The 12,087-nt window shown below is 48.3% G+C and carries 12 protein-coding genes and 1 pseudogene; 7 read left to right on the forward strand and 6 right to left on the reverse strand.

The genetic code is table 11. The features are described from left to right. Positions 1-38 precede the first annotated feature (38 nt). Positions 39-1,538, reverse strand: a complete 1,500-nt coding sequence (locus IEY34_RS02355) for an MDR family MFS transporter (protein WP_229757421.1) — start codon at positions 1,536-1,538, stop codon at positions 39-41. Between the two features lie 143 nt (positions 1,539-1,681). Between IEY34_RS02355 and IEY34_RS02360 the strand changes: the two genes are divergently transcribed. After that, the gene (locus IEY34_RS02360) at positions 1,682-2,335 is read left to right on the forward strand and encodes a TetR/AcrR family transcriptional regulator (RefSeq protein ID WP_189006964.1); all 654 of its coding nucleotides are present in this window, start codon (positions 1,682-1,684) and stop codon (positions 2,333-2,335) included. Between the two features lie 4 nt (positions 2,336-2,339). After that, positions 2,340-3,203 (forward strand): AraC family transcriptional regulator, encoded by an 864-nt coding sequence (locus IEY34_RS02365; RefSeq protein ID WP_189006967.1) that lies wholly within the window; start codon positions 2,340-2,342, stop codon positions 3,201-3,203. A gap of 84 nt (positions 3,204-3,287) precedes the next feature. Here IEY34_RS02365 and IEY34_RS02370 read toward each other — a convergent pair whose 3' ends face one another. Then, complete coding sequence (locus IEY34_RS02370) at positions 3,288-4,697, reverse strand: HEAT repeat domain-containing protein (protein WP_189006970.1); 1,410 nt, start codon at positions 4,695-4,697, stop codon at positions 3,288-3,290. Between the two features lie 285 nt (positions 4,698-4,982). Here IEY34_RS02370 and IEY34_RS02375 point away from each other — a divergent pair, with 285 nt between their 5' ends. After that, complete coding sequence (locus tag IEY34_RS02375; RefSeq protein ID WP_189006972.1) at positions 4,983-5,876, forward strand: helix-turn-helix transcriptional regulator; 894 nt, start codon at positions 4,983-4,985, stop codon at positions 5,874-5,876. A gap of 23 nt (positions 5,877-5,899) precedes the next feature. After that, a pseudogene (locus tag IEY34_RS02380) lies at positions 5,900-6,049 on the forward strand (UxaA family hydrolase); the annotation flags it as partial. Here IEY34_RS02380 and trhA read toward each other — a convergent pair. The 3 genes from trhA to IEY34_RS02395 form a co-directional block, all read right to left on the reverse strand. Continuing rightward, entirely contained in the window at positions 6,044-6,688 is a 645-nt protein-coding gene (gene trhA / locus IEY34_RS02385; protein WP_189006976.1) for a PAQR family membrane homeostasis protein TrhA, read from the reverse strand. The pseudogene IEY34_RS02380 and the gene trhA sit on opposite strands and share 6 nt — an antisense overlap. Before the next feature lie 94 nt (positions 6,689-6,782). Then, complete coding sequence (locus IEY34_RS02390; protein ID WP_189006978.1) at positions 6,783-7,397, reverse strand: glycerol-3-phosphate acyltransferase; 615 nt, start codon at positions 7,395-7,397, stop codon at positions 6,783-6,785. A gap of 2 nt (positions 7,398-7,399) precedes the next feature. Then, entirely contained in the window at positions 7,400-8,488 is a 1,089-nt protein-coding gene (locus IEY34_RS02395) for a glycosyltransferase family 2 protein (RefSeq protein ID WP_189006980.1), read from the reverse strand. A gap of 213 nt (positions 8,489-8,701) precedes the next feature. On the opposite strand from IEY34_RS02395, the gene IEY34_RS02400 reads away from it, so the two are divergent. The 3 genes from IEY34_RS02400 to IEY34_RS02410 all read left to right on the forward strand — a co-directional run bounded on the left by IEY34_RS02400 (position 8,702) and on the right by IEY34_RS02410 (position 10,706). Continuing rightward, positions 8,702-8,920, forward strand: a complete 219-nt coding sequence (locus IEY34_RS02400) for a hypothetical protein (protein WP_189006982.1) — start codon at positions 8,702-8,704, stop codon at positions 8,918-8,920. A gap of 15 nt (positions 8,921-8,935) precedes the next feature. Continuing rightward, on the forward strand, positions 8,936-9,709 hold the full coding sequence (locus IEY34_RS02405) for a hypothetical protein (protein ID WP_189006985.1): 774 nt from the start codon (positions 8,936-8,938) through the stop codon (positions 9,707-9,709). A gap of 124 nt (positions 9,710-9,833) precedes the next feature. Beyond that, a complete protein-coding gene (locus IEY34_RS02410) occupies positions 9,834-10,706 on the forward strand; it encodes an AraC family transcriptional regulator (protein ID WP_189006988.1) in 873 nt (290 codons plus the stop codon). 19 nt (positions 10,707-10,725) lie between these two features. On the opposite strand, the gene IEY34_RS02415 is transcribed toward IEY34_RS02410, so the two are convergent. After that, positions 10,726-11,805: a Gfo/Idh/MocA family protein gene (locus tag IEY34_RS02415; RefSeq protein ID WP_189007088.1), complete on the reverse strand. Its 1,080-nt coding sequence runs from the start codon at positions 11,803-11,805 to the stop codon at positions 10,726-10,728. Positions 11,806-12,087 lie beyond the last annotated feature (282 nt).

Here is a 12,087-nt window from a genome sequence, read left to right on the forward strand (position 1 = left end):
CCCTAGTCATTTTCATGACAGGACACCCTCTTTTTCATTTAGTGCAATCCCTCTAGCGCGACTTCTGTTTTCACTGCGCTTGATGGCTGCTCCTTGCCTCGACGCAAGAACAAGCCCAAGAATACACCTGCGATCGCAATAAACAGCATCACACGGAACGTGTGTCCAAATGCTTCGGGCGCAACAGCGAGCATCGCTTTTTGCATGTCCGCCGGTCCGTTAACAGGGATCTTCTGCGCGGCAATCGTTGAACTCACACGAGACGAAAGGATCGTTACCAGCGTCGCCACAGCGAAGGAGTTAATAACCTGCTGCATCGCACTGGTCAGGGAGGTTACCCGGCTTACCAAGTCAGATGGAGCTTTCTTGATTAAATGGGAGTTAAGCGGCATCATCATCAGTCCCATACCCGAACCCGCCATAATGAGCGGAAGAATCAGATCAGAGCCTTCTGTCGTTAAGTCGACATGGGAATATTGGAAGATCGCTCCGGAAACTAAGCTTAATCCGACGACAACTAGCCAACGCACCCCGATTTTATCAAACAAATAACCACCAATCGGCATCATAACAGCAGAGGCTATCGCTTGCGGGAATAATGTCATTCCAGTGTCAAAAGCTCCGTAGCCGCGGGCCTGCTGCAAGAATTGCGGCAGTAGGAAGATCGCGCCAAAAAGACAGAACTGCAGCACCCATTGCACGAAAATGCCAAAAGAAAAGTCAATGGATTTGAACACACGCAGCTCGAGCAAAGGTACCTTGGCTTTCAATTCAACGATGATGAAAGCAATTAAAGCGACAGCACCAATGATTATTCCGCCAAGCGTTTTGCCGGAGGACCAGCTTTCTGCGCCTTGCGTAATCCCATAGGATAAGGCTGCGAAAGCAATCGGCCCAAGAATCATACCAGGTAAATCAAAGCCTGCAATTTGTTTACGAGCCACTTTAGGCAGCTTCCACAAGCCAAATATAAAACTGAAAATACCAACAGGAAGATTAATCAGGAAAATCCAGTGCCAGGAATGATATTCGACCAACCAACCTGCGAGAATAGGTCCAATCGCGGGAGCTAACAATATAGGAACGCCCAGCATCCCCATGACCTGACCGATTTTATTCGGAGGGCTAAGCCGGAATACATACGCCATGGCTACAGGCATAACGAATCCGCCGCCCAAACCTTGCAAGATACGGAAAATAATAAGCCATTCTGCACTATTGGGGGTCGCGCATAACACGGATGCGATCGTGAACAGGAGGACGGATGTCAGAAAAACATTCTTCGCCCCAAATCGATCGGATAACCATCCAGCTAACGGAATGACCGCAGCAGTAGCCAGCATATAGCCTGTTACTGTCCATTGTATCGTCGGCAAGTCGGTTTTAAAATCAACGACCAACTTCGACAAGGCCACATTCATAGCCGTTGAATCCAGAATAACCATGAAAATACCTGTAATAATAGCGATCAGCGGTACCAAAATACTGCTAATCTTAAATTCCGGCGCTTGATCACCGGATGCTGATGTTTGACTCACGTATGGTTCCTCCTTCGACAATCTCTCTCTTTTTGTGTTACAATGGTAACGGACAATTGTCCGCAACCCAATAATACGGACAATTGTCCGTTTTGTCAAATGATTATTTTGTAATCGGATTGCTGTTCAGGAGGCGTACGCAGATGAAACATATAGATGAACCCCAAGATTCCTTGTATGCACTTGATGTTGAAGCTAAACTTAGCTGTGGTCGTCGCGAGGAGAAAGATTCAGAGTACCGCAGACGCATTCTGACGACAGCTCGCAACTTGTTCAGAACCCATGAGATTGACACCGTCACCATGCATCAGATCGCCAAAGAAGCAGGCGTTGGACAAGGGACACTGTACCGCAGATATGCGCATATTGGTGAGGTATGCAGTGATTTGCTGCGTTCAACCACCTCGCAATTTATCGCGTCTCTGGAAGCGAAGATCGCGGATACAACTCCGGAAGGTACTGCCTTAAGTCAAATGTCCGAAGCGATCATCATGATTATTGATTTTATCGATGATAAAGCTTCTTTGCTCTCTGCCATCAACCTGATTTACACGGATAAGGAAAGGTTCTATTTGCATAAAAAACCGATTTATGTTCGTTTGCACAATCTGCTTGCCCCATTAGTTGAGCTTGCCGTGAATCAAGGTGAAATCGAACAGATTGACGTTACCTTAACAGTAAATACCATCCTAGGCTCCCTCATGCCCGAACAATATTTGTATCACAGAGAAGTGTTGGGCTATACCAAGGAGCAATTCATCTCGGGCATCTGTCGACTATTCGTGAAAGGAATCTGAGTTCATGCGATCCGATATGAATGAAAGTCAGCGCACCTTTTGGAAGAAATATATTGCGAAGGCCAGATTGGATATGTCTTATGCTGCCTATACCAAGGTCCCCGTTTCCTGGAAAGACGAGAATGCCGTGTGCCCCTTTAATCGGCTTTATTGTATTCGTGAAGGGGAAGGCTACGTCCGTATCGGGGATCAAACGTATTATCCTAAGCCAGGAGAATTGTATCTTCTCCCTGCTGGCAGCGATCAAGCTTATGGGACCATCAGCGAGGATACGTTTGGCAAATACTGGTGTCATTTCACAGCGAAAATCGGAGATTTGGATTTGTTTCAAATTTTGCAGACTTCCCCCTTCATCCCGCTCAAGGATCCGGAGGCGTTTCAACTCCAGTTCGATCAGCTCATTGCCTATGCCAAAAGTGACGAATTAACATCTGAATTCCGAATCAATGCGATACTCCTGGAATTCATCGCAGCGTATATCGAGCAAAGTGAAGTTGTTAAGCTCAACATAGCCTCAACGCCTACTTTTGAGAAAATGAACAGTGTGCTTCAATACATGGAACAGCACATCGCAGAGAACGTATCGGTAGATACCTTATCTCGTATCGCGCATTATCATCCTAACTATTTTATCAATGCTTTCAAGCAATTTACCGGGTATTCTCCGATTCAATATATGAATCATTTGCGCTCAGAGAAGGCGAAGGACTATCTCACTACTACCGAGCTTAATGTATCGCAAATCGCCGATATGCTGGGGATGGAACTATCCTATTTCTCGCGCATGTTCCGTGAGCAGACCGGCTTCAAACCGACAGCTTTTCGCGAGCTGAAACCTAAGATACCCGCTGATTTCTCTGCTCATTAAGTGAAAATCCCCTACAAAAAGGCCTGTGCTCTGAAAGTTCCGCGGACGGAACTTTCAGAGACACAGGCCTTTCATTTGTATGTCTTACGGATAAAAAGCGTTAGCTTTGTTCGTTGTCGAGCACCAACGGGAATTCAACAGAAATTTGATCAGCGTATTTTTAGCCCGCTCGGAGCCGATATAATTCAGGGATTCTGCGGCATGAGCACGCACATACCGATTCTCATCCTCTAGCGCTGCGGCCAATTGCGGTACTGCGGCTTCCGCCGACGCCCCCAATCGTGATAAAGATAAGCTAGCCATGAAGCGAACTTGCGTATTCACATCCTGCAGGGCATTCGCCAACCCAGCGACAATCTCATCGATTGGACTCGTCATATACCCAAGCGCATCAACGACCGCGATGCGGATCGCATCTGCCGGATGGCTAAGCAGTTGCAGCAGCGCAGGCACCGCTCTCGAAGCTAATCTGCTCAGTTCACCTAGTGCAAATACCGCGCGTACAACAACAGCTTCATCCTTATGATTCAATGCTTCGATCAAGCCGTCTACAGCTTCTTCGCCAGCAGCGGATAAACCATAAGCTGCAACGCGAGAAACTTGTTTCTGTTCGCTGTACAATCCTTCCAACAAGGCTTCAACACCTTGAGGACCACGCCTCGCCAGATCATAAGAGGCATTGATAGCTGCAGGTTCAAAGCCATCCAATTGGCCCGCCAGCGCCTTGATCTGTTCCGGATCAGCTGAAGCGGTTCCCGCCAAACTGCCTATTTTCCCAGAAAGCCAATTCCACGTTTCTTCCCACATCAGGTCATTCTCCGCAATCGGCGCCAATAGATTGGCCGGTCTCTTCCATCCGGTTTCTTGGTTATCCCAACTCGGCTCCTGCGGCATCTCTGTGCGCATGAATTCAAACTTCAACATATAGCGGGGCTGGCCAAGAAGGTTGGGCGTTGAGCGATGCCAGATATCATAATGGATCAGCGCAAAGGTCCCAGCCTCGCCATTCGCCAGCACTTCACCCTGCGGTTCATTGGATTCGAAGTTGCGGGAATCATAATTCTGAGTCCCTGGCAGAATGCCGGTTGGTCCTAATTCCACGGGCGTATCCTGCGGGAAATACATGATCATTGCCCAATTCGGATGGTGATTCCGCATCCGCTCATAGCCCCAGTAGCTGTCCTTGTGCCAGCCGCCGGCTGTTGCCGACGCGTTAAAGTGTCCATGCCGGTGAGCATGCATCATATAATTCTCGCCAAGCACACTCGTTAGTGCTCCAGTTACGACCGGGTGATCAAATATTTTTTGCACTTCGCGGATGCGCGGCAGCAAGTTATTACCCGGGTTACCCTCCTCGGTGTATACGGTATTCAATTGTTCCAATAGTTGTTGATGAAATTCAGGTGAAAAATCAGTTTTGAGCAACAGACACCCGTTTGTAATAAAAGTCCTCATTTGCTCATCTGTCAATAATAATGGTGTATTTGGCTGCATGTAAATCTGGCCTCCTTGGCGTTGGATGATTGCAGTAACAATACCCTTATTATAAGAGCGACACCGGCAAGTATTAATAGACGATCTTAATCAGAGGTAGCACAAAACTAAGATAGCTTTGGCATAATCCGAAATATCCCAGCTTCGTATTCCCCATTGTCCATCACTCCTATATTGAGTTATGATCATTTAATAAACGCACTATTTTCGGTTCATACGCCAATTATCTATCTAATTTTGTGTAATGCTTCTCGTATTTAGTTTTTGGAGGAAGTGAGGCCCCTAATGACATACCCACCGGATTTAATGGAACGTACGCCTGGATGGAGCAGCAGCTATCCGATCTGGTTCTATCGCAACCACCCCGATAATGCGAATAAGGACGCCAACATTCTCTATCTCCATTGGCATGAGCATTTCGAAATTATTGACATGCAATTCGGCCAAGCTGTCTTTCATATCGATAGCCGTCCCTATGAAGTCGCCGCCGGGGATCTTCTATTCATTCCCTCCGGCGCTCTGCATGTGGGCTACAGTACCGCAGATGAGGATCTCGAATATGTTGCTGTCGTCTTTAATGCTGCTCTGCTGCGGGTACTGCCGCCTGATCCTGCTTACGAGCGGTACATCTTGCCCTATCTGGATGGCCGTGTTCATTTCCCGGCTAAGCTTCCTGCATCCGATGAGCTTGCCGAACCATTTCGCAGGCTGATTCGTGAGTCTACTGCTGAATTTGAGCAAAAGCGGCCCGCTTACGAGTTGGTTATCAAACATAACTTTCAGCTTCTCTTCACCCGGTTGTCGCGGCAGTACTTGCCCGACAAGTTTGCGGATAAACCCGTTCCTGCCCGCCATTCGGAATCCTTCAAACCGCTGATCGAATATCTGGAAGCTCATATTGCTGAACCGCTTTCAATCGAGCAGGCTGCGAAGATGGTTAATTTAAATCCTTACCATTTTTGCAAAACGTTCAAAAAAATGACCGGACGCACTTTCGTCGATTATGTGAACGGACTGCGCATTCATGAAGCCGATCGCTTGCTGCGGGAAACCGATGCTACGGTAACGGAAATCGCTGAGCGCATCGGCTGCGGGAATCCGAACTATTTTACCAAGCTGTATAAAAAATATAAAAATTACCCGCCTTCCGAAGCTAGACGAAGATTGCTGTCCCCCTGATGTCGCCGGTGGTGAAACCATTCAGTGATATGCTGGCTGGCACTTTGCCCCTCGGACAAGCAGGTGAACATATTTGGCAGGAAATTTGTGAAGTTGCAGAGGGGAAACTAACCAAATCGGAGATTCTCGGTCACCAAGAATTCAGCATCAATCGAATTGGCCCCAGTTTATAGCAGCGATGGCATGACATAGGCATACACCGCAATGAAGTGGCAGCTGCTTCCACTCAGGACGAACAGATGCCAGATCGTATGATGATACCTTAATTTGCGCCACAGAAAGAACACTAAGCCTATAAGATAAGATGATACACCCAATAAGATCCACACCACTGCCTCGGCAGGAAGCCGCTCGTACAAAGGAGCGATCAGGGATATCATGAAGGCTCCCATCATGAGGTAGAAACAGAGTCCCCATGGCAGAAACCGGTGGATAATGAACTTCACATAGCGAACGCCGCCGATGGCCAGCACCCAGATTAGCCCCAGTAACGAGTAGCCGATCCAACCGGGCAGCGTGATGAGCAAGAACGGCGTATAGGACCCTGCAATCGCAATAAAAATGGCTGCATGATCCAACCGCTCGAACCGCTCTCCCCATTTGCGTGAACGAGAAGCGTGGAGCAGCGTCGAGGACAAATACACCAAACAATACGATGCGCCATAGATCAGATTGCTAATCGTGTAGGTCAAATCCTCGAACAATGAGGATCGCTGAAGCAGCATCACAAGTCCGAATATGCTGAGCACCATGCCGATGCCATGACTGATCGCATTCCATCGTTCTTCCTTTAAGTGCAGTCTATCGTCCATACAAAAGGGTCACTCCTCTCTGATTATGCTAGGTTTTCCCATGGTCGGGACTAGTATGTAATCAGGTGGATGACCCTTTTTTTGAATTCCAAGCTTACGTGGACTTGTTTAAAAACTTCTCCCAACTGGTGCGCAATTCCTTTCGATGGGTGTACATCATCAACAGCACATTGCCAAGCCAAATCCAGATGATTGCATGGCCAAATCCCCTTATAAATAAATAACAACCGACAAGGAGCAGGCCAAGCACAACCTGCAAGCCATCTGCCGCTGAGGAGGCGGGCTTTCCTTTATTGATCAACATGAATCCACCTAGGAGAATAGCTAGAATCACAGCAAGGGCAATGGAAATCTCAAATCCGCTCAATGCGCTCCACACGCCGAACGTTACGGCGATTGCTTTGCCCCCTCTCCCTTTCAGAAATGGCGAGAAAGCGTGCCCCACAATAGGGGCCAATGCAATCGGAATCATTGAGTAACCTTGCATATTTTCACTCTTCACTAAAAAGAAAAGAAGGACATACCCTTTTAGAAAATCAAGGATAATCCCTGCCATTCCCCATCTATACCCTGCTGCTTTCCATAGGTTAAGCGCCCCTGGATTCCCGTCCCCTACTGCCTTCAAATTATGACGAGCCCATCTGCCAAGCCAATAAGAAAACATCAAAGAGCCGCAAACAAAGGCCAACACCGTCCATACAAGGGTCATGGTTATCGCCTGCTTCCTACTTTGACTTGCCTTCCTTTCCACGCTACATGCCCTAGGAATACAACTTGATAAATAGAATACAGCATTACAAAAATAAAGAATAATGTCGATAACACATGCAGAATCGGCATGATAACGCCAAAAACACCTACATACTTAACAAAATAAAATATTTGAACGATATACAGCAAATAGCCTATGAACAGCGGCAGCCACCAGGAAGTGTGGAGAAACAGAAAAAAGGATTCAGAAATAAGCAACCCTATCACCCAAAGCGCGACGAGAAAAACAGTTCCCGCTCTTAGCTTAGACGTGCCTAATACAGCCCCTTTGCCGAAGCCTTGAATCTGGCTTTTGAGGCCTTGCGGATACATTCGAAAGGAGACCAAACCGCTCCCCAGAAAATTCGTAACAGCAATCCCCGCTCTCCGAAACGTAGCCCCCAAGTTCAGATCATCCAACATCTCCGATTTAATGCTTTCATGTCCATGAATCGATTCGTAGTCTTCGCGCGTGGTCAATATGCAGGAGCCATAGAGCCCTTTTTGGGGATTATTCTTTTCAAATGGGGACGTGAAGGCGAACACGCCCAGAAAATTAAAGATCAGGGCAAGTCGTTCCACCCACTTCACGGTAAAGTGAAAAGGAACAACGGAAATAACGCCTCCGGCTTTGTGCCTAACCTTCACCAAGGACTCCAATGCACGCGGCGCAAGCTTAATATCTGCATCAAGAAAAGCAAAATAATCGCCTGTAGCTTGCAAATATCCATTCCAGACAGCCCAATTCTTACCCGTCCAACCATCGGGAAGACTCGTATTGGCAATGACCTTGGCGCCGTAGCTGTCAGCTACTTCCTGCGTATCGTCCTCTGAGAAATCATCTACGACAATAATCTCATAAGGCTCCAGCGTTTGAATCTTCAAAGCATGAAGCAGATGAGGCAGATTGCCCGCTTCGTTTCTAGCAGGGATAATGACGGACACTTTGACGGCATGCAAGATGAGATCCGCTTCCACCTTGAGCACATTTTTTCGAAACAACAGGAAACCTGAGAGACATCCGATTACACATAATAGCCCTATCGCCATCCTCGAAACCTCCTCTTCCACATTGCGCACAACCGCTCGATAAACAGGCAGCCCTTTCCCTTGGGGAGATTCAGCTTGTATTCATATATATGAACTTGAAGAAGAAATTAAACCCATCCATCTGAAGGGCGAGGCGCATTCCCTTTCCTGCATACGATCAGCTCGCGGATTATGTTATAATGGTCCATATCACATTACTGGAGGCAATTAGGCATGAAAATATATGTTATCCTCTCCTTCGACGGCGAAGGAATGGACAATGTTTATGTTGGACCTGACGAGGAGAAAGCCTTGTCTTTTAAACCGGAAGACTTTGAGAATTGCGACGCTCTATTCGTAGAGATTTGGGAAGACGGCGAGAAAACCGATGATTTCCGCTTGGAACCGGATGAGGGCGAGTCGACGGATACCACGGATACCACACAGACATAGAAAGGCGGAGACCTGATGGATTACAGTTTTACAATCGAACCCCTGTCGCACACGACCTTCGAAGATGAGTCTGACCAGTTGGATCAGTGCAAAGAATGGGGTTTGCTATCGGAGAAGGCAGCCAAAACGAAAGCTTTTTTCTATAAGGGAAATGGCCAGAACATTCCTTGCAACATCATCGGTTTCGTAGATAAAATGACGGCAGTCATCGAATTCGAAAACAAGCAGCTGCACTGCATTCATCCTTCCTATCTCAAGGAAATGCAGGCTGCCAATTATAGTCAGCGGCTTGCCGCCGCCGAGGATTCCGGTGCCGCTGATGAAGGTGACGCTTTGCAAGAGATCAGTGCCGTTACGACAGATGACGTGTCGGATTCTGAAGCTCCTGCGGAGCTGGATGTTCAGAAGGAGCTGGATGTTCCCAAGGCCAAAGCAGACAAGCCTGCAGCTTCCAAGAGCAAAGTCAAGAAAGAGAAAGCACCAAAATTGGAACTGCCTGAAGATAAGGTAAAGATGATCGCTACGGTTAGCGAATTTACAACGGTACCTAACAATTTCTCGGATACGGAAGATGAAGTCGTCATCTATGAAGCGGTTTCCATCACAGACCCCGCAACTGAAATCGGGACTGCGTGGTCCAGCCACAGCAATACGCTCAAGAAGCTGGAACTGCAAATCGGCGATACACTCACGTTCGAATGCAAAATTGTGGCCAAGAAATTATCCAAGCATCCCGTACCTTACAAGATCAATAACCCGGCCAAAATGCAAAAGGTTGCCGTTGAATAGCACCAACAGGAATAGCTCTTGCTAAATCATGTGATCTCTCACGCAATTCGAGAGATGCACTGATTTATCGGGAGCTTTTCTCGCAAATCACGATTTCCATCCTACATAGCGAGGTGTGCCTCTTATGGCCTTCATCCAGAATCTCGGCCTCCATGAAATTCCGCTTTATTTCACCTATCTCCGCAGTACGATTGGAAGTTCTGAATACCAAGGCACGTTTCATGCCCATCAAGGCGTTGAAATGCTGTATATACATGAGGGCCAAGGCACGCTCATTGTCGATCAAAAAAGCTACGAAGTAAGCGCTGGCATGCTTTGTATCTTCCAACCCTTTCAACTCCACCACATTCAGATGAATGCTGATCAGCCTTTCACTCGATCCATCGTGCATTATGAGCCATCGCTTTACGAGCCTTATTTCGAAAAGTGGCCCAGCCTGCACGCCTTTTTCAAAATTATGTACACAAGCAAACTGCCCGCGCCCTGCCTATCCAAGATAGACGAGCCCGAGCCGTTATTATCCCTATTTCCTAGTCTCGAGGAAAAGCTGCGCACTCTGCCCAAGAAAGATTATCTGGAAGAGTTTTCCTTATTCCTGATTGCTTACTTTCGCGCTTTTAGAACCATCTGGGAACGCAGTGACATCCAGTCCAACACGGTGCTTACAAGGCAGAAACATCAAGCTGAACGCATTCTGAATTGGTTGGAAAGCCACTTTACCGAGCCCTTGCGCTTGGAACATATGGCTACCGAACTTCATCTGTCGCCGCACCATCTATCCCATCTGTTCAAGGAATGCACGGGCAGCAGCATTTCTGACTATGTGACTGCCCGCCGGATCCAGCAAGCGGTCCAACTGCTGAATGCGACGGATCAGTCGATCGCCCAAATCGGTGAAGCTATCGGACTTAGCAATACATCCTATTTTTGCAAAATATTCAAAAGCCACATGGGCAGTACGCCCCATCAATTTCGCAATCTGCACCAACGTCGCTAGCAGCCAATTCTCCATGAGTTTAGCCTTGCGTAATGTGAATCGCGTCACGCTGAGCAATTAAACACAATTCCGCTGCTTTGAACGTGTGCTCCTGGGTCATGGCAAGCTCAGTCCGCTGAAGACAATCCAGAATCAGCTGACCAAAATATGGGAAACCTACTTGACCATTCACAGCAAAATGCTGCTCACCGTCTTTATTCACCAGATACACATGGTCGCTCGTCTTGTCTCTGGCGATATCCACGTATTTGCGAAGCTCGATGTAACCCTCGGTGCCCAGAATGGTCATGCGGCCATCCCCCCATGTGCTCAGCCCATCCGGCGTCAGCCAATCCACACGGAAATACCCCGTTGCGCCATTATCCGCTATCAGCGTAGCATCGCCAAAATCCTCAAAAGTCGGGTGCTGTGGAAATTGATAATTGGCAACCTTGCTGTGAACCACCTTAGCATCTTTTGCCCCTGTAAAATACAGAAACTGCTCAATTTGATGACTGCCGATATCGCACAAAATACCGCCAAATCGCTCCCGATCAAAAAACCAATCCGGTCGACTGGATAAGCTGATCCGATGCGGTCCCAAGCCGATAACTTGCAGCACGCGGCCGATTGCCCCTTGTTCAATCAGCTGCCCTGCATAGATGGAGCTTTCGACATGAAGCCGTTCACTATAATAAACGGCGAACTTCTGCCCCGTTTGGGCGAACATGGTGCGGGCAGCTTCCAACTGCTCCAGCGTCGTGAATGGCGCTTTATCTGTGAAATAATCCTTCCCGCTGGACATGACGCGAAGCCCGAGCGGACCGCGATCAGACGGAATTGCTGCACTAGCCACAAGCTTCACTTCCGGGTCCTGCAAAATTTGTTCTAGCGAAGCCGCGACACGCACCTCTGGATATGTGCTTACAAACTTGTCCACTTTGACTGGATCCGGGTCATAGACCCACTTTAATTCAGCGCCTGCTTCTTTCAAGCCATTGCACATGCCATAAATATGCCCGTGATCCAGAGCCGCAGCTGCGAATACAAATTCACCTGGCTCGCATACGGAATGAAAACTTCCGATAGGCGCGTAGTTCATACCATCACTTTTTTGTATCATGGTCAATCCCCTGTTCATACCGTTATTTTTGGACTTCCTGCTGCAAGTATAGCAAGAATACGTTTACAAAAGTGACGGGATCTTGTGCGAAAATACCACTACTTTGCGGTTTTTGGCATCTTGCGCTGGCGGCGCGGGGGTGGCGGCGGGGGTGGCGGGGCAAGCCGGGGTGACGCCGGCTGCAGCGGGGGCGGAGCAGCCAGGTGCGGCGGCGGCGGCGGCGCGGGCGAGGCGGCGGCAAGAGCGGCGGCGGCGGGAGCGCGGGCGAGGCGGCGGGGG

The sequence above is a fragment of the Paenibacillus marchantiophytorum genome, from assembly GCF_014640555.1.
Classification (GTDB): domain Bacteria; phylum Bacillota; class Bacilli; order Paenibacillales; family NBRC-103111; genus Paenibacillus_E; species Paenibacillus_E marchantiophytorum.